Source organism: Methanobrevibacter sp., from assembly GCF_045611865.1.
Taxonomy (GTDB): Archaea; Methanobacteriota; Methanobacteria; order Methanobacteriales; family Methanobacteriaceae; genus Methanocatella.
Genome location: NZ_JAZKXX010000060.1, coordinates 183,784 through 209,213, shown reverse-complemented (window position 1 = coordinate 209,213; position 25,430 = coordinate 183,784). Strand labels below are relative to the sequence as shown.

The window sequence follows — 25,430 nt, the reverse complement described above, 5'->3', positions numbered from 1 at the left end:
TGAAAAACAACATTATAAACAAGGTTAAAAGTGACCATAATACTTTTTTCCTCCAAACTCTTAATTAGGGATTTTCATTTTAAAACCCCGAATAAATCTTCAACCTCAATTATAACCCCCAATTAAGAGTTTTTCTTCTGCCAACTATTTTTTTAAATTATAAATACTATTAAAAATATAATATTTAATGAAATCTTATTCTTATTTAAAATTATTTACGGTGATTAATTATGGCTGATAAAGTAGTTTTAGCATTCAGTGGAGGGCTTGATACCTCCGTATGCGTTAAATTATTAGAAGAAAAATATGATGTAGAAGTAGTTACCTGCTGTGTAGATGTAGGACAAGGCGAAGAAGAAATGGAAAAAGCAAAAACAATGGCATCCAAAATTGGAGGATTAAAACACTACAATATAGATGCTAAAGAAGAATTTGCAAACGAATACATCGCACGCGGAATCAAAGCAAATGCAGAATATGAAGGATACCCATTAAGTACTGCACTTGCAAGACCTTTAATTGCACAAAAAATCATTGAAGTGGCTGAAAAAGAAGGAGCAACAGCTATTGCACATGGTTGTACTGGAAAAGGAAACGACCAATTCAGATTCGAAGCAGTAATTCTTGCAATGTCAGATTTAGATATCATTGCACCAATCAGAGAAATGAATCTAACAAGAACCGAAGAAAAAGCATATGCTGAATCTAAAGGCATTGAATTAAGCTATGATAAAATTTACAGTATTGATGAAAACCTTTGGGGAAGAGCAATTGAAGGAGATGTCTTAGAAGACCCTGCAAATGAACCTCCAGAAGATATTTACGAATGGACCAAATCATGGGAAGATGCAAACGATGAACCAGAAAAAGTATCTATTGAATTCGAAGAAGGTATTCCAGTAGCCATCAATGGTGAAATGATGACTTTGGTTCAATTAATTGAAAAAGCAAATGAAATTGCTGGAAACAATGCTATTGGTAGAGTAGATACTATCGAAAACAGAATGATTGGTCTTAAAAGTAGGGAAATCTATGAAACCCCGGGTGCAAAATTATTAATCGCAGCTCACCAAGCTTTAGAAGAATTAGTTTTAACAACTGATGAGTTAAGATTTGCTGAATACATGTCAACACTCTATGCTGATTTAGTATACAGAGCTTTATGGCAAGAACCATTAAGAGAAGACATTGACCAAGCAATTGATAAAATGCAAGAAAGAGTTAGTGGAGAAGTTGTAATGAAACTCTATAAAGGTTCAATCCAACCAATCATTAGAAAATCTCCATTCAGCTTACACAGCATTGAACAAATTACTTTTGAAGACAAAGAAACCGAACAAAGTGAAGTTGAAGGTATGATTAAATACCATGGTCTTCAAGCAGCAAATTTCCAAAAATTAAACAGATAGCTTTTAAGCTATCCCACTTATTTTTTTATGTCCAAAATTAACCAATTACAGGAAATTATTAACACTTCAGACAATATCGTCTTTTTTGGAGGAGCTGGCGTTTCAACAGAAAGTGGAATTCCAGATTTTAGGTCTGAAAGCGGAATTTTTAAGAGTTTAGAAAAATATGGTGCAACACCAGAAACTCTCGTTTCCCACAGTTACTACTTAGACCATACTGAAGAATTTTTTAACTATTATAAAGAAAATCTCATTTTTAAGGATGCCAAACCTAATCCTGCACATATTACACTAGCTAAGCTAGAAAAAGCAGGAAAATTAAAAGCAGTGATTACACAAAATATTGACGGACTTCATCAAAAAGCCGGAAGCAAGGAGGTAATGGAACTTCACGGAAGTATTCACAGAAACTATTGTCAGATTTGTGGAAAAGAATATGGGTTAAATCATATCTTAGAAAGTGATGGGATTCCAAAATGCAAATGTGGTGGAATCGTTAAACCTGATGTTGTACTGTATGAAGAACCATTGAACAATGCTATTTTAAGCTTTTCAATTGATTATATTCAAAATGCTGATACTTTAATAATTGGCGGAACTTCACTTGTTGTTTATCCTGCTGCAGGATTAATAAATTACTTTAAAGGAGATAATTTAGTTTTAATTAACAAAAGTGAAACGCCTTATGATGATATTGCGAGTTTAGTCATCAATGACGCTATCGGTGAGACCCTCTCCCAAATCAAAATCTAGGGATTCGGGGATTAACTCAATACCTTCCAACTGATTATCACACCTATAGACAATTATCTCAACACCAGCTTTATACGCTTCATTTAATGTTTTAGAAAAATTAGGATCATTTTCCCAGTTAGGCCTAAAGAATTTGCCTGCCGGATGTTGAATCAAGAAAAATACAACACACCTATTTCCTTGTTTTTTAAGTTCAATAAGTTCTTTTAGATGTTTTGCACCTCTCTCAGTTGGAGCATCTGGAAATCTGGCTTCACCGTTAACAATTAAAGTAACACCTTTAACCTCTATAAAACAAGAATCCTCTAAAAAACTCATTCCACAACAATCATCTTCTTTTTTAGCGAGATATATGTCAATTCTTGAGTTTCCAACTGTTTTTTCTCGTTTAAAATAATCATAGCCATAAAGTTCTTTTATTTTACCTTCTTTAATAGCATCAAAAACTATTGAATTGGCTTGTTGAGAAAATAAAGACACTAAAACACCTTTGTTTTCAACAAAGTGAAGTGAGAATTTGGTTTTTCTATTTGGATTATCAGATGGTTCAAGCCAAACAACTGCATCTTCAACTAACAGCTCCTTACATCTGCCAGTATTTGGAACATGAGCTATTTCCAATTTTCCATCAACTTCAACTTCTGCAATGAATCTATTTGGTCTGTTTTTAAATATTCCTTTAACATAAACCATCTTTAATCACATTTGCAATGTATGAAACCAAATCTGTTGCTGAAAATCCATTTCCTTTTACTTTAAAGGCTTCTTCGCCCGCAAGACCATTGATAAAAATAGCTAAACATGCAGAGTCAAAAGAATTGAGACCTTGTGTGAGCAAACTTGTTGCAATACCCGCAAGTGCATCACCAGTTCCCCCAACAGTCATCCCAGCATTACCCGATTTATTGATTCTAAATTTACTGCCTGATAAAATTAAATCATATTGGCCTTTAACAATGATACTTGCTTTAATCTGGCGAGTAATTTGTTGAAATTTGGTAATCTTTTCATCAACCTTTTTAAAGTCATATGAATCAATGTCAAGTTTTAAATCATCTTTGACTTTAAAAAGTGATTTAAACTCAGAAATATGTGGAGTTAATATTATATCCTCACGATTTTTAATTAATGATAATTCTACTTGTTTTAGAGCGTCAGCATCAAGAACAATTGGTTTTTTAATTTTTGCAACTAAAACATTGAATAATTTTGAGGTTTCATCATCAATTCCTGCTCCAGGACCAATTAATACCGCATCAACCTCTTCAGAAAGATTCAATATCTCATCAACATGTGATAAAGATAATTTATCTCCCTCTAAAGATTTAACAATCAAATCAGGAGATGTTGCTTTTATTGCTTCAGCAGCTTTTTGAGGTGCAAACACATAAACCAAATCGGCTCCCGCCCCCATTGCAGCCATTCCTGCAATGGCTGGAGCACCAGAATAATCTTTATTTCCACCAATAACCAACAATTTTCCATTATTCCCCTTATGTGAAGATGGATTTCTATTTTTCAATCTCAAAAAGTCCCCATAATTAACAAAGTATTCTGCTTCAATTGGAATTCCGATGTCTGCAGTGACAAGTCCTCCGACAACTTCCTCATCAGCATCTCTCACGCCAGTTTTGATTTTATGAAAACTAATCGTATAATCTGGAATTACAGCCAAATCCACCACATCACCTGTTAGAGGATCCATTCCAGACGGAACATCCACACTAATTTTAACACCCTCAGCATCATTAATAACTTCAATAGCCCTTCTAATATTTGCTTGTAATTTTCCTTTAATTCCTGTGCCTAAAAGTCCATCAACAATCACATATTCATTTGAATTGCAATTAGCTATTTCACAAGCATTAATGTCTTCCAAAGTCCTTAAATTGAAGATATTCAAACGAGACAATCTTGGTTTCATATTCTGTAAAATCTCCAAATTGGTTTTTGCCTGACTAGAATGAATATTTTCCTTTAACATATAAACATCAACATCATACCCCCTGTTTAATAGGTAACGTGCTGCAACAAAACCATCACCACCATTTCCACCAGAACCTGTGAAAATTACTACTTTAACTGGTTTTGAGAACGTATAAACAGCAATTTTACCTACTTCTTCTGCTAGGGCTTTGCCTGCTGATTCCATTAAACATAATCTTGATAATCCCAAATATTCGCAATTATAATCTGTAACCATCATATCAATAGGGTCCAAAAAATCACCTTTAAATTAAAATATGACTATCTAATATAAATATAATTATCTTACTAAAAGGAAAAAACTCATGAGAAAAATAACCATAAAAATTTTAACAATCCCAACAAAATTTGTGACCTCAGGAATACTCCTAATTATTGCATTATTCGTTTACGGAATAGTAGGTTCACATTTTATAATGGGTTTAAATTTAATTGATTCTATTTATTACTCAGTCATTACTATGGCAACAGTGGGTTATGGAGATTATCTTCCCAAAACGGGGATTCAAAAGATTTTTGCAACTACCCTAGCACTTGCAGGTGTTGCATTACTTGCTTATGTATTCAATATAATTCTAACAAATTTCCAAGACAAAATGAGCAAATATTCAAAAGGAGTTAAGAAAATGAAAGCTATTGATAATATGGATGATTATTATATTCTTTGCGGTTATGGGAGAGTTGGAAAAGTAGTTTTTGAAGAGCTGACCAAAAGAAAACAAAATGTGATATTATTTGAAAAAGATGAAGACATGACTGAAAACATTGAAGAAAATAATTCAGTGGTTGTGATACACAAAGATGCTACCGAAGATGATTTAATTTCAAAATTGGCAGGAGACAAATGTAGAAGCGTGATAATAAGTACTGGAGATGATGTAACCAATTTATTTATAGTTTTATCAATACGTGAAAGCAATCCTGATGCATGGATTGTATCAAGAGCCAGTAAAGAAGAAAATCATTCAAGACTTAGAAAAGCAGGTGCAGATAAAATAGTGTCTCCGGAATTAATCGGAGGAAAAGATTTATATTTTGAATCAACAAGACCACATATTCTAAAGATTACCGTAAGGCATTCACTAGATGAACTCTATGATGAATTTAAAATAATTAGCAAACATGGATGTACATTAGAAAACATACAATACCACTTACCAGGAATCGAAACCCCACTAACACGAAAAATTAATACAATGGACATTAAAGATGGAAAACGTTTTAGAGACTACCTCGAAGAAAATGATGAACAAAAAGAGGCTATTGAAAATTTATACAAACTCGTAAACAATACCCATTCCCATATCATCTCAGGTCCTGACCGTGCCACTTTTATTAAACTGGTTGATGAATTAAAAAAGCATGAGGAAGTTCTTGGAATAAATTTAACTAAAAAAGAAGTAGCTAAACTAACAAGAGAAAATATAAAATAATTGCAATTATTTAATTATGATTGTGCTCTTTGCTGAAATTAGATATTTATTATTATTAGGAGATATTGTAACTGCATAATTGCCAATTGCAAGTTCTTTAGTGTTTATTTTAGCAATTCCCTTACTATTAGTTTTTACAGTGAAATATTTTGTGAAACTTGATGTTGTAATTTTAATTTTAATACAAACCCCACTAACAACTTTTTTTGTATTTTTATCCTTAACTGAAAGTTTAAAGTATTCTGAAGTGTTGAATGCATTTGTAACATTAGGTGCATTGATAATAGTGGATTTTTTAATTAATTTATCAATATTTCCAAAGCTATGGGTTCCCAATAATTTCATATTTAATGTATACGGCAAAGTATTTTTAGAAATAAATTTACCTTTAAAGTAAATATCATCTTTTAAATGAGCCTTGCTTGGCAAACCGGAATACTTTCCATTGTCATTAGCTGCATAAACAACAACACTAGATGTTGTTTTGAAATTTTTGGTTGTTGACTTCCAATGATACAAGGAAATTTCCCTTTTGTTTAATCCATATGGATCCGTTGCAGCTATTTTTAAACCCGCCTTTTCAGGATTCTTATTAAAACTAGCATAATTCCCTGTTCTAAAACATGATTTATAATTTGGAACAGAAATAAATTCACCAGCTTTTAATTTTCCTGTTTTGATTCCATTAAGCCAAACGGCAGCATATTTTCCATTAGGTGCCTTAATGGCAAAATGCCCTATACCTAACCTAGAAATATAATTTTTAATTGTCTTAAGTTTATTATTTTGGATTTTACCAGACTTTACCATTTCTCCAGACAGCTTTTCAATAGCTTTATTGATACTGGCACTATCTGCACCGCCAGTTCCAACCATCCACCCATCAGAAGTAACAATCATGTGAAAAGAATACTGGCCTATTGTTTTATATTGTTTAACAGCAGTTCTACCATACCATTTTACATTTTTAAAATAGATAGTTACAGAATAAGTAGAATCCCTTCTATATCCACTTATTGAATCAGTTCCATTCACTTGAACATAATAAGAACAGCATCCCACTTCCTCAGTAGGCTTGACTGTCACTGATGCCTTGGATTTGGAATTTTTACTATAAACATGATTTTTATCTTTAATATAAGTGTAAATAATGTAAGAACCTACTTTTAGGTTTTTATTCAACGTGACAATTCCTTTATTATCAGTAGCCCTGTAGTAATTAGTGTATTTTTTAGTTTTAAGAGAATATACCTTAAATAGCACATTAATTCCAGATGCGGGATTATTAGTAACTTTATTATATACTTTTGCTTTGAAAAATAAATCAGAATGCCAATTAGTTTTAAAATTACTTGTTTTAATAACTAAAGGAGCCTTATTAATTTTAATTTGTGAATTACTATTGGATTCATTGAAATCATCATCCCCTCTAAAATCAACTGCAACATTATAGCTATTTGGCTTTAAATTTAAATCCAACTTAACCTGGCCGTTTAAATCTGTGACTTTACTATAGGTTTTCCCGTTTAAAGATATATTCAATTGTTTATTAGGAATAGAAACCCCATTATCATCTTTTAAATAACAAACTAACTGACTTTTCTCTTTATAATAGGAATTAACATTATTAATTTCAATGTGAGTATTTACAGCCTGATGTGGATTATCAACTGCAGAATCAATGATATGTGCCTCTTCAAGATTGACATCAATTTCTTGACTAATATCATCTGAAGCATAAACCATACCTAAACTTAAAATAAAAAACAATGAAACAAAAAGAATAAGACATTTGTTTTTAAACATAAAAACACCAGATATGGTTTAAATAATTTTAAAAAAATAAATTAAGAGAGTAAAACTCTCTAGAACAAGTCTTGTAAGTGAATTTGGTAAGGTCCTAAACTTCCGCCGTAGTTACCTGCACCAATTTCGACAACACCAGGTACTTGACAAGCAGCTTCAATACCTGCTTTCATAGCAGCTTTAACGGATTCTTCATCCACACCGTCAATAACGATTTCCATGTTTCCGAATACGTTTTCTGGTAATTCGGTGTCGACTTGATCTTTTAATGTTACACATTCTTTTTCGTTGGTGGATGCACTCATGAAAGAGTATTTGGATCCAGTTTTGGAACCGGAAGCAACCATACCACCAGAGAATGGAGTAATTACACCCGGAACAGCATGAATAGCATCAACAGCAGCTTCAGCGGCGACAATGGAAGCCATTTGACTGTCTCCCATGATGAAGAAGTTTCCACCAGCTACTCCATCTTTAAAGCCCATCTCGTCTTCCACTAAGAAGTCACCAGACATAATAGGGATTACATGCATTTTTTTACCGTTTACATCTTTTTCAGTTTCGTATCCGTCACCGAAGAATTTGAGTTGTTTTCCTGTTGGGAAAGCTTCTTCAGATTCAAGAGCATTGAATGCTGCTGCGGTAGGAGCAGTTAAAACACATTGACCGATTCTGTCCATGATTTGTCCGCCTAAAGCTTTTTTAGACATGTGGCAGATCATGATTGCATAACCAGGTCTTCCATCCGGAGATTCAGTTGGAGGAACATATTGGTCAATACCTGCTTCTGCAGGACATCCGATAACTGAAGTAGCAAATCCAGTAGCTTCAGTAGCTGCAATTTTAGCTAAATGTTTAGTAGCTGCAGTAATAATTAATCTAGATACTTTAATTCCAAAACCTTCAGCAAAGGTATCTTGTATTTTTACACCATTAATTTCCATTTTTTCACCAAAAATTTTTTTCAAAAAATTGTTTTTTGTGATAATGAAATTTATGATTATGAATAAAAATAAAGGTTACTATTTAATCATTCTATTCAAAATATTTTTCATCATATTTTTATATAAAATAATTAACATTAACAGCAATACTTTAAAAAATCAAACTTAGCTTGTGCATATGTACATTTTAAAAGAATAATTTCTACAAAGCCGAAAAAATAAAAAAAAAGAAGAGAGTTAAACTCCCTAGAATAAATCATGTAAGTTCATGATGTAAGCGCCTAATTTACCGTCGAAGTTTCCTGCTGAAATTTCAAGTACGCCATCAACGGAACAAGCCGCTACAATACCAGCTCTCATAGCTGCTTTAACGGTTTCTTCATCAATACCATCAATAACAATTTCAAATACACCATCAGCATCCGCTCTAATGTCTGATTCTACTTTATCTTTTAAAGTTACACACATTTTTTCATTAGTGGATGCAGGTAAAAATGCATATTCGTTAGAACCTACTTTAGAACCTGATGCAACCATACCGCCAGGGAATGGAGTAATAACACCTTCAACTTTAGAAATAGCTTCAACTGCAAGTTGAGCTGCTTTTATACCAGTTATTTGATCTTTTGCTAAGATAAAGAAGTTTCCTCCAGCTACACCATCTTTATAACCAAATTCAGATTCAACTAAAAAGTCACCAGACATAATTGGGATTGAATATACAGTTCTTCCATCAATGTCTAATTCTTCTTGGAAACCATCACCGAAGTATGATAATTTGAATCCTGTTTTTAAAACATCTTCAGATTCAAGGCAGTTAAATGCTGCTGCTGTTGGAGCAGTTAAAATACACATACCTATTCTTTCCATTAATTCATGGTCAAGTGCTTTTTTACTAGCATGACAAATCATGATAACATAACCAGGTCTTCCGTCAGGAGTTTTATCTGCAGGTACAAAACAATCAATACCTGCTTCTGCAGGACATCCAATAACAGAAGTTGCATAACCGGTTGCTTCTGTTGCTGCAATTTTTGCTAATTCTTGAGTTAAAGCTGTAACTAAGATTCTACTTACTTTAATTCCGAAACCTTCTGCATAAGTATTTTTAATTTCTACGCCGTTAATTTCCATTTTTTCACCATTAAGTTCTTTGAAAATTAGATTAAAAAGAATAATTTAAAAAAATATGAATTAAACTAATTTTCTACGACATTTAAAAATATATTTAATTATTAAAATAAAGTTTTCTATTTAATCTGTCGAGTCATCATCACTATCTTCTTCAATTTCACCAGATGAAGACGAAAATGAAATCTTATCTAAAACAGAAGATCCATAGTATGGTAATATAATCAAACCAATAATTGTAGCCATCCAAAATGAAATTAACCTTTCAATAACTGTTGCAGCCGCACTGATTGAGGATGGAATTCCTGCAGCAGAATAAAATATAATCATGATTCCATCAATTGCACCCAAACCACCTGGAAGTAAAGGAATCATACCTACCAGACAAGCTACAATAAAGACCTCACCGATAACAATAATGTTGACATTTGCTCCAAATGCTAAAAATACTAAATAAACCCTTATAATTTCGAATATCCAAATCAAGAATGATAACGGGATTGTATAGTATAATCCTTTCTTATTTGAGATTAAAATCTTCATAGTGTCCTGGAATCCGAAGATGACACCATGAATTTTTTCTTCAAGTTCTTCTGAATTTTTCTTATAAAATCTTCTAACAAGACCAATAATCCAACCATCAACTCTTTTACCAAAATTAGGATTTATACACATGTAAATAAGAGCTATTAGAACTGCAACAATCACTATTACAGCTAAAACCATTACAATTAAAAGCCACAATTCAAAATCAAAATATAGTGCCATTGCAGCTATGGTGACCGCAGCCAGGACTACAAATGGAAATGTATCCAAAGCCCTATCTGCTACGACTGTTGCAAATGTCTCCTCCATAGGATAATCTTTTCGTTTAGCTAAAATATATGCCCTTACAGGCTCTCCCCCACCACGTCCAGAAGGAGTGATGTTATTAACTGCCAAACCAACCAATACCATTGGAAGTAACTCCTTAATGCTTACATCCATATCAGTGATTTTATTAAGTATTTGCCAACGCAAAGTGTATAAAAAATAAGTGAAAATTTGGGCCGCTATCGCTAAGGCTATAATACCCAAATTAGCGACTTTTAAAGCACCAATAACTTGATCGATTCCTACAAACCATAACATTACTGCCAAAATAAGAATACTAATACCTAAGAAAAATAATGTTTTGCGATCCATATTTATCCTTATAATTTATTTAATTAATCTTCTTACTTATAAATTTATATAGACATTTAATCAAAGTATTACAATAATGAGGTATATAACTAAAACGGATTTAATAATTGTTGCAAGAAATTCCGGATATTTGATGATGGGAATAGGAGTAATGTGTTTAATTCCGTTAATAATGGATATGATTTATTTTGAATTTGATATCCTCAGTTTTTTAATTCCAGGAGCCATTTCAATATTGCTCGGATTTGCTTTTACAAAGTATTTTGATGACAGTGGAAAAAAAATACGATTAAAACATGGAATGATGATTTCATCATTTGCCTGGTTTTGGGCAGGCCTTATTGGAGGACTTGTTTTTATGCTTGCAACACACATTCCACTTACCGATGCTGTTTTTGAAAGCGTTTCTGCCTTAACTGGTACTGGAATAACACTGTATGAAAATGTAGAAATACTGCCTCATAGTATTTTATTTTTTAGAGCTCTTGAACAATGGATTGGTGGTTTAGGAGTTGTTGTTATGGTTGTAAGTGTTTTAACAAAGCCTGGAACCGTATCCTCAAAACTTTACCAATCAGAAGCTCGTGATGAACGTATCAAACCAAGTGTTAAAGCAACACTTAAAAAAACAATGGAAATTTATGCCATTTATACAGTTGCAGGAATTTTATTATATTTATTAGCAGGAATGCCCCTTTTTGATTCTGTTTGTAACACATTCACAATCATTTCAACCGGAGGAATGTCCATAAAAAATGCAAATATTGGTTTTTATCAGAACAATATCATTTATTTTATTACAATCATTCTAATGATTCTAGGAGCAACAAGCTTCTTAGTACATTATAAGGTTATTAGGACAAGAGGTCGCTCATTAATTGAAGATTTACAATTTAAAGTAATAATCTGTGTTATTGCATTTGTCACCCTAATGCTTTATTTTGTTTCAAACATCGTTCCAATGGACTTATTATTCACTGTAGTTTCAGCGATTACAACAACAGGAGCAAGTGTTGCACCAATACAAGTAATGGCCAATTGGCAACCATTTGTTATAATATGTTTAATGTGTTTAATGTTGACAGGAGGTTCAAGCGGATCTACTGTAGGTGCAATCAAACTTGTTAGGATGATAACATTTTTTAAAGGAATTTACCGCCACGTCAGAGAAATTTTATCTCCCGAAGGAAGGGTTGTCCCTATAAAACTTAACGGCCGTAAGATACCTGAAAAGGCAATATCCCAATCCGGAAACTATATAACATTATACATGATGTTTATCATGTTTACATGGGCATTATTCTGTTTATTTGGATATGATCCATTTAACAGCCTATTTACAGCAATGTCCCTTCAAGGAAACAACGGATTGGACTTAGGAATTGTAACACATACAATGCATCCAGCACTAAAAGTAGTAAGTATGTTTGATATGTGGACCGGAAGGTTAGAAATTTATCCAGTGTTGATTACCTTAAGAGCATTTTTCGAAATTTTCAAAAGATAAATTTATATTACTATAAAATAAATATTGATTATTTAACATTTGTGAGGAGATTGAATGTATATAGTCATTATGGGTGGAGGTCGTGTAGGACTTGCACTTGCTAATTTATTAATTGAAAACGGTCAAGACATTACTTTAATTGAAAGTGATGAAACATTATGCGCAGACATTGCATCAGAACTTGATGCACTTGTTATTTGCGGAAATGGTACAAATTCTAAATTGCTTGAAGAAACAAATATTGAAGATGCTGATTACTTCATTGCAACAACTGGTAACGATGAAGCTAACTTATTGTCATGTATTCTTGTTCGAAAATATGATGTTCCAAACATCATTGCCCGTGTAAGTAATCCCGATCACGAAGAAGCATTTAAAGAAGTTGGAATTGACCATGTAATCAGCCCTGAAACTGCAGCCGCCGCACAATTACAAAAATTGGTAACAAGACCAAATGCAGCAGAATTAATGACTCTTGGAGAAGGAGATGCTGAAATATTAGATATGACTATAACCAACGATAGAATTGTCGGAAAACGTTACAAAGACATCTCCCCAACAAAAGACTATATAATTATATCAACTTACGAAAGTGGAAAATTAGTCATTCCACAGCCTAACGATACTGTTACTCGCGGAGCAAAAGTAACCGTTCTTGTCAGACGTGGAACATTTAAAAAAGTTTCCAAAAAATTAGGACAATAATTATAACATAGAATAAGACAATTTTATATGGTCTTTTCCATTTTTCTCAACTATCGGACCGTGACCCGGATAGATGTTTTTAACATCTAATTTCATTAATTTTTCAACACTACTTTTCATATCATCATAGTCCCCGCCAATGTCCATTCTACCAACTCCACCACCTGCAAAGATAGTGTCACCACAAATTAGATTTTCACCATCCCAAAGACAAATTCCACCCCCAGTATGGCCAGGAGTGTGAATTACCTCAAAATCAGCAATTTTATCGCCTTCTTCCAGTTCAACATCAACTCTAGAATTGTCAACCCCTTCAAAGCCAAAAGCAGTGCCTGCAGTTCCCAAATCATCTTCATTTTTAATAGGAATTGCATCGATTTTATGGACTGCAATTTTAGCATTCGGGAAGAAATGATTGCCCCCAATATGGTCGAAGTGGCAATGAGTATTTACAACCAATTCAATATCATCTGGTTCAACACCATTTTCACGTAGTTTTGAGAACAGATATTCTTTATTTTGACCTGCACCGGTGTCCACTAAAATATTATCATCAATTAAGTAACAATTTGAATCAAAATTAAATCCAATAATAAAAGTAATGTTTGACATGAAAAATAATATGTTACAAAAGTAATTAAAAGTTTTGAAAAAAAAGTTTTATAAAAGATGGGGTCACAGGGATTTGAACCCCGATCCTGGGATTTCTCTTGCCTCAGTACTCCAATTGTTCATCACAACGGATACTGTTCAGTTACGCGTATATTTCTTCAAAGACAACTGGAGTCCCAGATGATGCCAGGTTACACCATAACCCCACATAACATACAACAATACATTACATTTTAATAATATATAAATCTTATCATTAGCTAAAACTTCATTTGTTTATCTATTCCTGCTATTTCATCAATTTCCAAACCTTTTTCTAAAGCATAATCCTTCTCAACCTTGTAATTACCATTTTTTGTACGAGGAGTATTATCAGGTTCTAAAAAAAGCCATTTTGTATATTTAAATCTAACACCAATATATGCTTTAGCACCGAAAATCTTTGAAAATTCAAGGAGTGCATCAATTTGAGGTTGATCAATATAAACTTTGTCCTTAGTTGTTGTTTTAACTTCAATTGCTAAGTATAACTTTCCATTTCCAGCAATAACATCCGGCAATGGATTTTTAGTTGCCCCTCCAGATGCTGGAGCTCTCATTGCTGCAAAATTCCTTTCCCAAAGTTTATGCACTAAATCTCTTTCTTCAGCAGACCCTTTTTTAGCCATAATTACACTCTTAAATTATTTCTCATAGTTAATTTTCTTAAAACTGATATATAAACAAAATGAGAGAGCATTTGTAAAGTAATAATAAAAATAGTTTTATAAATGGGGCCGGGGCCGAGATTCGAACCCGAGTCCCGGGATCCACAGTCCCGGAGGATGACCACCTACCCTACCCCGGCAGAAATACTTAAAATAAAAAAATTGTTAAAGTGCGGGAGCAGGGATTTGAACCCTGGTAGACCTGCGTCAACAGGTCCTAAGCCTGTCCCCTTTGGCCTCTCGGGCACCCCCGCTTATGATAAAACAAAGGATACATAGAAACCATTAAAAATCTTAACAAATTTTTTAAAAATGCTCCGGCCGGGATTCGAACCCGAGTCTTCGGCTCGAAAGGCCGAAATGATTGGCCGGACTACACCACCGGAGCATACAAATACAAATAACGTTTAATTAACATGGGCCCAATGGGGTTCGAACCCATGACCTTCCGGTTATGAGCCGGACGCTCTACCTGGCTAAGCTATGGGCCCAACAGCGCCGTCGACAGGGCTCGAACCTGTGACCAATCGGTTAACAGCCGAACGCTCTACCTACTGAGCTACGACGGCATATGATACCCATCCATCTTAACCAAATAAAACCCATGTTTAAAAATCAAAAGACTTTAAACAGTAACTATAACTATGATTACAATAATATATAAACCTTTTGGTTTTTTACGGTTAAAACTAGATAAAATCAGTTTCTATAAAATAATTAATTCCATCTACTATATAAAGTTTAAGAATAAATATAATTAATATGGAATTTAACATATTTGACTTAATAAAAAAAGCCAATGAAGTTACTTTAAATAAGCATGGAAACTTAATAACACTTGAACGAGCCGTATTTCTATCATGGTGGTGTGATAAAGGAGACTGTGCATTCTGTTATATGTCCACGCAAAAAAATAAGATTAAAGACCCTAAAAAAGCTAGAAGAAATATTAGCAATATTTATGCTGAAGCAGAAATGTGCAAACGCCTTGATTGGAATATTGAATTTTTATCAGGAGGATATGAATCATTTACCACACAAGAGATAAAGAATATCGCAACAACCATTAAAGACATAACTGGAGAGGGCGTGTGGTTAAATACAGGAATAACAGATGAATTATATGAATATGGCTCTGAAATAAAAGGAATTACTGGTGCTGTTGAAGTAGCTAATCCAAAAATCCATGAAAAAGTCTGTCCATCAAAACCATTAGAAGAAATAAGTAATATGTTAGATGTTGCAGGTAATTTGGGCTTTAAAAAAGCAATAACAATAATTTTAGGTCTTGGAGAGACATTAACTGATGTTGACTATATCATAGATTACATCAGAGATTACAAAATTGATAGAGTGATTTTTTATTCACTAAACCCCCACAAAGAAACTATTTATGCAAATTCATCTCAGCCCGCTTCACTTTACTATGCTCAAGTTGTAGCACAAGTTAGATTAGCATTTCCAGACATAGAAATCATTTGTGGAACATGGATTGATAATTTGGCAAATATAGGAATATTAATATTAAGTGGCGCGAATGGAATAACCAAATTCCCATTATTCAAGATGTTCGGAACCAAATATGGTAAGCGAGTTGAAGAAGAAGTAAAATGGGCCGGTCGTGAATTAAAAGGAACTTTTACAGACAAGACTCAGTTAGGTCCCGAAAAAAGTGAAGTTTCACCAGAACTGGACAGATTTATTAAAAGATATGTTAAAGAATCCTTAAAAAATAAATATTAATAAATTTGCTATCATTATTAATCTAAGAAAAGAGATACAATGAGTTATAAAAATTTTTTTACAGATATAAATTTAAAAAAGAAAGACATTCCATACTTATCTTTATTATTTATAGCTACATTAATCCTAGTCATACTTGCAAGTTTTAATCCAAACAAGGTGCCTCAAGGATATGATTTGTCAATTTATCTTTTTAACTCTATAAAACTAGCTCATGCTAATGTAAATTTCAGCATCAGTTCATATTCCTTATTTTTATCTCCAACATTGTGTTTTTTAGCTTCTTTATTCATAAGATTAGGATTTGATTATTTCCATTCATGGATTTTAGTGATTGGAATATTCGAAATTATTGCTGCATTTTCATTTTATATATTCTTAAAAAATAGATTCAATTGTCTTTTAAGTTTAACTGGCGCCATTTTACTAATAACTACCACCTACACGCTAAAAATTTTAATGTTGTCATTAACTGATATGGCGAGTATTGCACTATCCACATTGGCTTTTGTCTTTTTTATCGCAGCCGTCAATAAAAATCCAAAATATTATATCTTAAGCTCAATAATTTTTATTTTGGCACTGTTTACACGATATACTTCAGGTTTGGTCCTGCCTTTGATGATTTTCTATTACTTTTCAAAGCATGACCTTTTCGTGAATTTGGATAATTTAATTTCTGACAGACAAAAATTCACATCTGATTTAAAAAATTATCTAAAAAGTCCTGAATTTAAATATATTATAATCTCAATAGTTTTAGCGCTAGTGTCATTCTATTTAATTTATAAAACATTAGCTAATATAGATGCCCATTTAGGACTAATTTCACAAGTTACAAATTCTGTAAGTGGATTTCAATCAAGTACACATGATTCATATTATTCAGAAAACTCTCTTTTCTATATTCTAAGATATCCAAATGGAATATTTAATAAAAATTCTTCTTTATTTGGAATTCGTTTTATATATGTGATCTTTTCACTGATTTTTATTGGATTTTTATTAAAGATATACAATTTATTTAAAAATCGAGAGTTTGTAAAGGAAGTATATTGTAATAGATACAGGTTTAAAACTAAATTCTTTGATGGTTTTTTACTTGTTTTCCTATTCCTGTTAATTGGATTAATATTTTTAGTAAAAAAAGACAATGTCATTTTCACCATGACATTCTTTTTAGTTGCTTCTGTTATATGTGTGTCCTTTTTAAACAGGTTAAACATCAATGATGATAATTATTCATTAACATGCTTGGCAATATGTTCATTTTGCATTTATTTCCTGTTTTTCTCTTTAATCAACATTAAACTCCACAGATACATCATAACTACTTACCCTGCGTTTATTTATTTATTTATTTTAGCATTAGAAGAAATATTTTCAGTGATAAATTACAATTTTATTCCAATAAAAGACAAATATCTGACAAACGACGGATTTAAATTTGAATTTGATAAAAATACTAAATCTAAAATCGAAAGCATCATTTTAATATTATTTTTCCTAATATTGGTGTTAAATAGCGTTAATGCAATAAATAGCTATGAATATTCACAAGAATATTGCGAAATTGTAGATATGTCCAATTATTTAATTAAATATGATTCAGACTACATATCTAAGGACATTACTTCTTCAATTAAATATTATAAGTATTTTGAATTAAATTTGGACAAAGAAATCAACTTCGTAAAAGAAAAAGAAATAGGAAATACCACTAAGTTCAATAGCACATATATAATCCTTAAAAAGAATATTAATATTCCGGATTACTATATTGTGCACCAAGAAGGGGATTTCAATCTATACAGACATTATTAAGGTTATCTTATAAAATAAGATAACGTCTAATTAAATTTTTCATTGATTTCCCTTATTTTCGCCAAATGAATCTTGAATAACTCATCAATATTATCATGACCACGTAAATAAGGTAATCTTTGGTGAAGATGAACAATTTGAGGTAATTGTTTATATCCAGAAGAATAAACTGTTGTTAGATAATAATCACAATCATTTGGGGCAGGATACTCCTTATCATTAATTTTAATCTTAGAAAAAGGCAGGATTACATCCTTATCATATATTGATAATTTATGAGAGTTATTTGGACCTCTCACATTTTCGGCTGCGGGAATAATATACTTACCATCATCAATTTGTACGCCCAATTCATCAATATAATTTTTAATAGCTTCTCTTCTAGGCATTCCAGACTTAAGCCTTTCTTGATATTCTATTTTAGCATCACCAAATCTTTCATTTGTACTCTCATCATAAGAATTTATATAATCATAAGGAAGAATATCAATTCCTGCAAGAATAATTTTTTTGTTTGGATCTTTTTCATTAGGGATTTTGTATGAAATTTGTAAAAATGTATGAATATATCCTTTCGGATTAGATCCTACTTTTCTTATATGAAGTCTGTCTTCAAGATTGTTATTTTTAACTTCCTCATCAATAACGTCAATAAATTTATCAAAGTCTTTTCTAAGCATTCCAATATCCATGTCATCATCCCAAGGAATAAAACCCCCATGACGAACAGCACCTAAAAGAGAACCATAATCCAGCCAATATTCCAAGTCATGCTTTTTACATACATTATCAACAAAATTAAGTAATTCTACACAAAATTGTTGGACATCATTCAATAATCCTTTAGGTTTTAATTCATAATATAAAAATAAAGTATTAAAAAGATTATAATTGGACTCTTCTTGTTTAATATTTTTTTTAGAGGCTATCTTATATTCTCTTTGAGACTTTTTGTACTCATTATGATAGTTCTCTACTTTTTTATTTAATTGTGCATAACGTTTTTCATTTTTATAATATTCATCCTTATAAAAATTATACATATCACTTTTACTTAGAATTTTTTCCTTGATTTTAGAAAATATTGACATACAAACCCCCGCTATTTGAAATTCTCATTTACTTTGCGAATTAACTCCAAATTTTTGGCAAATGCTTCTTCCATATTTTTATATTTACTTAAACGCCCTAATCTTGGATGGACACTAACAATAGATGGAAGTTGCGAATATTCAGAAGAATAAAGTGTTGTTAAATAATAATCACAATTATTCGGTCCAGGATATTCTTTTCCGTTAATTTTAATCTTAGAAAGAGGCATGATTACATCCTTATCATATATTGATAATTTATGAGAGTTATTTGGACCTCTCACATTTTCAATTGCTGGAATAATATATTTACCATCATTCATATCTACATTCAAATCTTCAATATACTCTTGAATAGCCTCTCTTCTTGGAATTCCTTCCTTAAGTTTTTCCTGCAATTTAATTTTTGCTTCGCCAAATACGTCATTTATTGTATCATCATAGTGAGTAATATAATCATATGAGAGAATATCAATTCCTGCAAGTGCAATCTTTCGTTTAGGATTATCTATGTCCGGTTCCCTACATGAGAGCTGTAAAAATGTATGAATATAACCTTTAGAGTTTTTTATTTGTTTTCTTACCCTTAATTTACCCTCAAGATTGTTATTTTTAATTTCATCCTCAATGACATCGATGAACTTTTCAAAGTCCTTTCTAAGCATTCCAAAATCCATGTCATCATCCCAAGGAATAAAACCCTCATGACGAACAGCACCTAAAAGAGAACCATAATCAACCCAATATTCGATATCATGTTTTTTACAAACATTGTCAACAAAATCAAGCAATTCGACACATAAATCCTGCACATCTTTTAAAAGGCCTTTGGGTTTTAAATCATAATATAAAAATAGAGTATTGAATAAATTGTAATTAGATTGTTGAAACTTATTAAATTCACCAAAATCTTTGTTAAAAGCATCTAATTTCTTATCTAATTCATTGAAACATTTATCATATTTTTCATATTCCTCTTTATAATAGTTATAAGAATTACTTTTAGTTAATATTTTTTCTTGAATCCTAGATAATATCCCCATAAAAACCACGAAAAATTTTAAATCGTTGTTTAACTATTTTTAATTAATAATTATATAACAATTTCTATTAAAATAATTAAGAAATACCCATATGGGAAAAATTTCGTATGTTTTGACTATGTTTTCAATTATTTAAAAATGAAAATACCTATGAAGCATCATACATCATAAATTATCTTTAAACCAATTTACAGTTTCAGATAAATTTTTTTCAAAATCATTAGGGTCTATTTTTAAGTTAATATGTTCCATATTAGAAATATCTGCTTGTGAATGCTTAATATCACCTAATCTCTCAGGAAGATACCTTACATCAATATCAGTGTTTAATGTCTTCTTAATAATTGAAAATAACTCATTTATTGTGATTCTTTTACCACAAGCAATATTTACAATACCATTATAATCCGCCTTGCAAGCGTTAATATTAGCTTTTGCAACATCCCTAACAAAAACAAAATCTCGAGTTTGTTCCCCATCACCATAAATAACTGGTTGATCATTTTCTAAAATTGCACTAATAAAATTAGGAATAACTGCAGCATACTGGGAATTTTTATCTTGTTTTGGGCCAAAAACATTAAAATATCTCAATGCAACATAATTTAATCCATAACTTTCATAAAAAGATTTCAAGTAAAGTTCACAACATGCCTTTGATGCCGCATAAGGAGAAGTAGGCATTGGAAGCTCAGTTTCCTTAAGAGGCATGTTTTTATTTTCACCATAAACTGCAGAGGATGATGAAAAGACTACCTTTTCAACATCATTCTTTACACATGCATTCAATAAATTAACGGTTGCAGCAACATTTTCTAAATTACAGGTAACTGGCTTTTCAACACTTAAAGGTACGCTGGCCATAGCCGCTAGATGAAAAACATAATCAACATCATTCAATATTGAATTTAAATCCACACTTTGTAAATCTTTTTGTATTAACTCTAAATTTTCATGATTTGGATTAATTAAATTAGATAATTTGCCTGTTGAGAGATTATCAATGACAATGACATTATTATTATCTAACAACTCCTCTGTTATGTGTGAACCTATAAAACCTAATCCACCTGTAACCAAAATAGTTTTATTTTTCATTATATCACTTATTTGACAATCTATATTATATGTTTATTGACCATGTCTATTATATTATTGTGTTTTAAAATTAAAATTTACAGTCTATTTATCATTGTAAATCCAATCATAAACTCTTTTACGATTATTTTTATCTGTGTATTTAAAGAAGCTATCTACACGATTAATGTATTTTTCATCCATATTACAATCAGTATTAATTAGATTTATTATATTGTCAATTAGGACATCCTCTTCATTAATTACATCTCCAAAACCCATTGTTTCAAAATCAAAATATCCTTCATCATAATTATATTCATCAGCATACTGATAATATAAAACAGGTTTTTTGAGATATGCAAAATCAAAAGCAACTGAAGAGTAATCAGTAACTAAAAGAGAAGATTTATTGAATAATTCTTGATAGGACTCGTCCTTTGAAACAACAACCGTGTCATTATTAATATCAAAATAATTTAAAAATGGTATTAATTCTGGATGGGGTCTGAAAATTAACTTATATCCATTTTCACTCATTACCTTCAATAATTTTTCATTAGTGAAAATATTATTCATCTTTTTATAGAATTCAGAAGCCATTAAAGACTGTTTATCTTTAATGAAAGATCTCCAAGTAGGCATTAACAAAATCTGTTTTTTTACTTCATCATTCTTTAAGTTATCATATCTTGGAAATCCTAAAATTTGGATAACGTCTTTATCATAATTATAATGAGGATTATTCGCAATTGAATTCCATTCTAATTCAGAAACATTCACAAATAATGATAAATTATGAATTGATTTGTTGATTCTGCTGGAAACATCCCCTAATGTAACACCATGTTGAATAAAATATTTATCAGAAGTATTGAAACCAGAATATAGGATTTTATTCCTATGTGATAACGGATGGACAAATTTATCTATTACATGGGTTGTAATAACTTTTTCAGCATATAGATAATATATTTGATTTTTGATAGTTTTAAAACCGATAATATTATCACTGATTTTTTTCATTTTCTCGAAATCAGGAACATCTTTACTTACAACGAAATATTTGTCAATTCCATCATCTTGTTTTATTGCATATTCAAACAGATGTTTTGCATTATCGTCAGCAGAGGTAGGTCTGTCACTAAATAACCAAATCCTCTTATTTCTTAAAAATGGCCAATAAGCAAAGTAAAGCATGCGCACGAATATGCTGTAATAAAATTGTAATCTTCTGGAAGAAGTTAAAATCTTAAACATTGACCTTAATTCAAATTTCAATCTTAATGCACTTGAATAAGGAATAATTAAAATGTTATTATGCTTTAACACAACAATTTTTGAATATTTGATATAATAATGACTAAATTTTGATAATGATGCATTAGTACCGAATCCTAATTTTGGTTTGAAGGTTAATTTTTTCCCATCTTCCTCATAGGTTATGCTAAATGAAATTTCATAATTTTCATCAAGAGTAACATCATAACTTAAATCAAAATTATAATAAAATCTCCATCCAATATCTAAATATTTCCGTGTTTTCCTAAAAGTAGTTGGATAATAAACCCGATTTACTGGGAGCGTGTCTTCTTTTCCACTTGAAGATTTGAACTTAATTTTAATATCAAGAAATTCATCATCACAATTACTTAAAAAGAATCCTGAGATGTTTATTTTATTATTTTTTAATTGAACAAAGTCCAAATTTAAAATATGGTTGTTTAACTTATTTATTAGCCTATCTTTAGATCTTAAGACCACCATGTCTGTGAATTCTGTTTCTTCATTATTTTCAATAGCTATGTGGAAATCGTCTTGTTTATAATATTGAAGGAATTTTTTAACTACATTTAAAAGTTTAGGGGAATTCTCAATAGATTCAATATCAATATATCCCAAAATTTCTTTTAATTTATTTTTATATTCCAATCCTTCTGTTTTATTAAAAAACTTTGAAGTATCTGGAATTAAAGCGTTCATACTAATCAAATAAGATAAAATATTCTGGAGAAACTCAGGAACCGTGCCAAATTTCTCAATAGAATAATTAATTGTGTCAAAACAATAATTATTTACAAAATTTTGGAAATATTCTTTAGTGAAATTCTCAATGTTTATACGCCTATTTTCCCTAAATGAATAATGGACGTTTTTGATTACTCCATATTTTGGATTGTCAATCAACATTTGATTTAATAAAAAGGAACCATTAAGAATTATATCCTCTTTAAACTCATATTGATTAAATATTTCTCTTTTTATAAAACTTGACTCCAAAGAAATATGGATAAACTCGGGCCTTTTAATTAAGTCAATTACTTCATTTTTTTTAAATCTGTAATTTAGAGCATCATTACCATTAGTTGAAATCATATAACTTGGAATTGTGATTAAATTCACATCATATTTGGAGAAAGCATTGTAAACTTCAGATAAAACATTTTCTTTGAAAAAATCTTTGGAATTTAAGAAAGTTATATATTCACCTTCAGCATAGGATAATGCATTGTTATAATTACTATTCAACTCATCTAAAACAACCACATTGTCAGAATATTTATTTTTATACTTTAAACAAGCCTCATACTCTTCATGAGTATTAACTAAAAAAATAACTTGCAAGTTATCTTCAAAGGCTAATTTTTGATTAATTAATGAATTAAATGATTCTGTGATTGAAAATGAATCAGTAACCTGCATTAATATAGTAAATTTGAAATTTCTCATTCGATTCCTCCAGAATAATGTGAAACAATTATTAAATTATAAAAAATAATCCAATTATCATTAACTAATTATATTATCAATTTAATAAATAATTTTTTATTCCAACACTCTATCAAAGGATACCAAATCATACACCACAGTAATCTTTAGTTTTAAAATTGTATTGAACAGATATTTTACAATTTTAGAAAATTGCAAAAAAATATAATACGAATTAATCAATAGCTGGGACAATAAAAAAAATTAATTAAATTTTTTAAGAAAAATTGTATATTTTAATTGTAAGGCCCATTTTCAAAAATATTTATAAATCCCATAAAACAAATACTATCATAATATAAAATATCCAAATATGGAGGAATTACTATTAGTGACGATGTCGATATGATGTGTGGACTTGAAATCCACGTACAACTAGAAACCGATTCAAAATTATTCTGTGATTGTCCTACAAATTATCAGGACGCACCTGCTAATACAAACATCTGTCCTGTTTGTTTAAATCAACCAGGTGCAAAACCTCACCCAACTAATGAAAAAGCATTAGAAAATGCGATTATGATTGCTTTAATGCTTAATTGTGAAATTGACAAAGATGTTATTTATTTTATGAGAAAACATTACGATTATCCTGATTTACCATCAGGTTATCAAAGAACTTCAGTACCTATCGGTATTAATGGTGAATTAAATGGTATTAGAATAAGAGAAATTCACGCTGAAGAAGATCCAGGTCAATTCAAACCTGACAGAGGTACTGTTAACTTTAATCGTTCTGGAATACCTTTAGTTGAAATTGTTACAGAACCAGACATTAAATCTCCTACAGAAGCAAGAAACTTCTTAAAAGAATTAATTCGTGTTTTACAATATAGTGGGGCTGCTCGTGGTGAAGGTACAATGAGAGCAGACGTAAACATCTCAATAAATGGTGGAAACAGAGTAGAAATGAAAAACGTTAATTCTATTAAAGGAGCATATAAAGCTTTAAATTACGAACTCATCAGACAAAAAAATCAGTTAAGAAGAGGTGGGGAAGTAAAACAAGAAACTAGAGCTTATGTTGAAGCTACTCAAAGAACTGTTGCAATGAGACTAAAAGAAGATGCAGATGATTATAGATTCATAACTGATCCAGATTTACCTCCAATGAAAATTTCAGATGAAACAATTGAAAGAATATTAGAAACTATGCCAGAAGCTCCACACAACAAAGTTAAAAGATTTGTTGAAGAGTACGGAATAGATGAAGAATCTGCAAAAGTATTAACCTCAGAACTTGATTTAGCTATAGCTTATGAGGAAATTGTAAAAGAAATTGACCCTAAATTTGCAGCAAAATGGATGAGAGATGAACTTAAAAGAGTTTTATCTTATAACAAATTAGACTTCTCAGATAGTGGAATTACAGCTAATGATTTAATTGAATTCTTAAACATGTTACAATCAAAAGAAATTACCGCCAAAGCAGGACAAAGAATCATAGAGCAAATGCCTAACAATGACCAATCCCCAAAAGAAATTGCGGAAGATTTAGGATTACTTGGAGTTGTAAAAGATGATGAAGTCTTAGCTGCTGTTAAACAAGCTATTGAAGAAAATCCAAAAGCTGTAGAAGATTACTTAGCTGGTCAAAAAGCTTCAATTAATTTCTTAGTTGGCCAAGTAATGAGATTAACTCGTGGAAAAGCAGACCCTGGTGAAACAGTTAAACTTTTAAGAGAAAATATTGAATAATGGAGTA

General features: G+C 31.0%; 20 protein-coding genes and 6 tRNA genes. 8 read left to right on the top strand and 18 right to left on the bottom strand.

Going from position 1 to position 25,430, the window contains the following annotated elements; all coding sequences use genetic code 11:
- Window positions 1–230 precede the first annotated feature (230 nt).
- Both ACKI32_RS06680 and ACKI32_RS06675 read left to right on the top strand, forming a co-directional pair.
- Entirely contained in the window at window positions 231–1,409 is a 1,179-nt protein-coding gene (locus ACKI32_RS06680; protein WP_407414745.1) for an argininosuccinate synthase, read from the top strand.
- A 27-nt stretch (window positions 1,410–1,436) separates the two neighbouring features.
- A complete protein-coding gene (locus tag ACKI32_RS06675; RefSeq protein ID WP_407414742.1) occupies window positions 1,437–2,162 on the top strand; it encodes an NAD-dependent protein deacylase in 726 nt (241 codons plus the stop codon).
- Here the strand turns inward: ACKI32_RS06675 and sfsA are convergent.
- Together sfsA and ACKI32_RS06665 are read right to left on the bottom strand one after the other, a co-directional pair.
- On the bottom strand, window positions 2,112–2,855 hold the full coding sequence (gene sfsA / locus ACKI32_RS06670) for a DNA/RNA nuclease SfsA (RefSeq protein ID WP_407414740.1): 744 nt from the start codon (window positions 2,853–2,855) through the stop codon (window positions 2,112–2,114). The genes ACKI32_RS06675 and sfsA overlap by 51 nt on opposite strands.
- The gene (locus ACKI32_RS06665) at window positions 2,842–4,383 is read right to left on the bottom strand and encodes an NAD(P)H-hydrate dehydratase (RefSeq protein ID WP_407414738.1); all 1,542 of its coding nucleotides are present in this window, start codon (window positions 4,381–4,383) and stop codon (window positions 2,842–2,844) included. The genes sfsA and ACKI32_RS06665 overlap by 14 nt, the downstream gene beginning before the upstream one ends.
- Before the next feature lie 70 nt (window positions 4,384–4,453).
- Here ACKI32_RS06665 and ACKI32_RS06660 point away from each other — a divergent pair, with 70 nt between their 5' ends.
- Window positions 4,454–5,581 carry an NAD-binding protein gene (locus ACKI32_RS06660; RefSeq protein WP_407414736.1) on the top strand — a complete coding sequence of 376 codons (1,128 nt, stop codon included), beginning with the start codon at window positions 4,454–4,456 and terminating at the stop codon, window positions 5,579–5,581.
- A 6-nt stretch (window positions 5,582–5,587) separates the two neighbouring features.
- Here ACKI32_RS06660 and ACKI32_RS06655 read toward each other — a convergent pair whose 3' ends face one another.
- From ACKI32_RS06655 to ACKI32_RS06640, 4 genes are all read right to left on the bottom strand, one after another.
- Complete coding sequence (locus ACKI32_RS06655; protein WP_407414734.1) at window positions 5,588–7,387, bottom strand: hypothetical protein; 1,800 nt, start codon at window positions 7,385–7,387, stop codon at window positions 5,588–5,590.
- A gap of 59 nt (window positions 7,388–7,446) precedes the next feature.
- Entirely contained in the window at window positions 7,447–8,331 is an 885-nt protein-coding gene (gene fhcD, locus ACKI32_RS06650) for a formylmethanofuran--tetrahydromethanopterin N-formyltransferase (protein WP_407414732.1), read from the bottom strand.
- A gap of 246 nt (window positions 8,332–8,577) precedes the next feature.
- Window positions 8,578–9,465: a formylmethanofuran--tetrahydromethanopterin N-formyltransferase gene (gene fhcD, locus ACKI32_RS06645; RefSeq protein WP_407414730.1), complete on the bottom strand. Its 888-nt coding sequence runs from the start codon at window positions 9,463–9,465 to the stop codon at window positions 8,578–8,580.
- Window positions 9,466–9,585: 120 nt separating this feature from the next.
- Window positions 9,586–10,647 carry a UPF0104 family protein gene (locus ACKI32_RS06640; RefSeq protein ID WP_407414728.1) on the bottom strand — a complete coding sequence of 354 codons (1,062 nt, stop codon included), beginning with the start codon at window positions 10,645–10,647 and terminating at the stop codon, window positions 9,586–9,588.
- A gap of 76 nt (window positions 10,648–10,723) precedes the next feature.
- On the opposite strand from ACKI32_RS06640, the gene ACKI32_RS06635 reads away from it, so the two are divergent.
- Complete coding sequence (locus ACKI32_RS06635; protein WP_407414726.1) at window positions 10,724–12,154, top strand: TrkH family potassium uptake protein; 1,431 nt, start codon at window positions 10,724–10,726, stop codon at window positions 12,152–12,154.
- 54 nt (window positions 12,155–12,208) lie between these two features.
- Complete coding sequence (locus ACKI32_RS06630; protein WP_407414724.1) at window positions 12,209–12,859, top strand: potassium channel family protein; 651 nt, start codon at window positions 12,209–12,211, stop codon at window positions 12,857–12,859.
- Here ACKI32_RS06630 and ACKI32_RS06625 read toward each other — a convergent pair whose 3' ends face one another.
- The 8 genes from ACKI32_RS06625 to ACKI32_RS06590 all read right to left on the bottom strand — a co-directional run bounded on the left by ACKI32_RS06625 (window position 12,860) and on the right by ACKI32_RS06590 (window position 14,747).
- Window positions 12,860–13,471, bottom strand: coding sequence for an MBL fold metallo-hydrolase (locus ACKI32_RS06625; RefSeq protein ID WP_407414722.1), 612 nt, complete (start codon window positions 13,469–13,471; stop codon window positions 12,860–12,862).
- Window positions 13,472–13,529: 58 nt separating this feature from the next.
- Window positions 13,530–13,677 (bottom strand) — tRNA-Trp (locus tag ACKI32_RS06620).
- 54 nt (window positions 13,678–13,731) lie between these two features.
- On the bottom strand, window positions 13,732–14,139 hold the full coding sequence (gene hjc, locus ACKI32_RS06615) for a Holliday junction resolvase Hjc (protein ID WP_407414720.1): 408 nt from the start codon (window positions 14,137–14,139) through the stop codon (window positions 13,732–13,734).
- 103 nt (window positions 14,140–14,242) lie between these two features.
- Window positions 14,243–14,318 (bottom strand) — tRNA-His (locus tag ACKI32_RS06610).
- Window positions 14,319–14,349: 31 nt separating this feature from the next.
- A tRNA-Leu gene (locus ACKI32_RS06605) sits at window positions 14,350–14,432 on the bottom strand.
- A 59-nt stretch (window positions 14,433–14,491) separates the two neighbouring features.
- A tRNA-Glu gene (locus tag ACKI32_RS06600) sits at window positions 14,492–14,566 on the bottom strand.
- A gap of 29 nt (window positions 14,567–14,595) precedes the next feature.
- A tRNA-Ile gene (locus tag ACKI32_RS06595) sits at window positions 14,596–14,669 on the bottom strand.
- 5 nt (window positions 14,670–14,674) lie between these two features.
- Window positions 14,675–14,747: transfer RNA gene (locus ACKI32_RS06590), tRNA-Asn, on the bottom strand.
- Window positions 14,748–14,940: 193 nt separating this feature from the next.
- Here ACKI32_RS06590 and ACKI32_RS06585 point away from each other — a divergent pair.
- Together ACKI32_RS06585 and ACKI32_RS06580 are read left to right on the top strand one after the other, a co-directional pair.
- On the top strand, window positions 14,941–15,921 hold the full coding sequence (locus ACKI32_RS06585) for a radical SAM protein (protein WP_407414718.1): 981 nt from the start codon (window positions 14,941–14,943) through the stop codon (window positions 15,919–15,921).
- Between the two features lie 39 nt (window positions 15,922–15,960).
- Window positions 15,961–17,745 (top strand): hypothetical protein, encoded by a 1,785-nt coding sequence (locus ACKI32_RS06580; protein ID WP_407414716.1) that lies wholly within the window; start codon window positions 15,961–15,963, stop codon window positions 17,743–17,745.
- 26 nt (window positions 17,746–17,771) lie between these two features.
- On the opposite strand, the gene ACKI32_RS06575 is transcribed toward ACKI32_RS06580, so the two are convergent.
- The 4 genes from ACKI32_RS06575 to ACKI32_RS06560 all read right to left on the bottom strand — a co-directional run bounded on the left by ACKI32_RS06575 (window position 17,772) and on the right by ACKI32_RS06560 (window position 23,686).
- Entirely contained in the window at window positions 17,772–18,836 is a 1,065-nt protein-coding gene (locus ACKI32_RS06575; RefSeq protein WP_407414714.1) for a phosphorylcholine transferase LicD, read from the bottom strand.
- Between the two features lie 11 nt (window positions 18,837–18,847).
- Window positions 18,848–19,879: a phosphorylcholine transferase LicD gene (locus ACKI32_RS06570; protein WP_407414712.1), complete on the bottom strand. Its 1,032-nt coding sequence runs from the start codon at window positions 19,877–19,879 to the stop codon at window positions 18,848–18,850.
- A gap of 165 nt (window positions 19,880–20,044) precedes the next feature.
- Window positions 20,045–20,977 carry an NAD-dependent epimerase/dehydratase family protein gene (locus tag ACKI32_RS06565; RefSeq protein ID WP_407414710.1) on the bottom strand — a complete coding sequence of 311 codons (933 nt, stop codon included), beginning with the start codon at window positions 20,975–20,977 and terminating at the stop codon, window positions 20,045–20,047.
- Between the two features lie 84 nt (window positions 20,978–21,061).
- A complete protein-coding gene (locus ACKI32_RS06560; protein WP_407414708.1) occupies window positions 21,062–23,686 on the bottom strand; it encodes a CDP-glycerol glycerophosphotransferase family protein in 2,625 nt (874 codons plus the stop codon).
- Between the two features lie 384 nt (window positions 23,687–24,070).
- Here ACKI32_RS06560 and gatB point away from each other — a divergent pair, with 384 nt between their 5' ends.
- Window positions 24,071–25,423 carry an Asp-tRNA(Asn)/Glu-tRNA(Gln) amidotransferase subunit GatB gene (gene gatB / locus ACKI32_RS06555; protein ID WP_407414706.1) on the top strand — a complete coding sequence of 451 codons (1,353 nt, stop codon included), beginning with the start codon at window positions 24,071–24,073 and terminating at the stop codon, window positions 25,421–25,423.
- Window positions 25,424–25,430 lie beyond the last annotated feature (7 nt).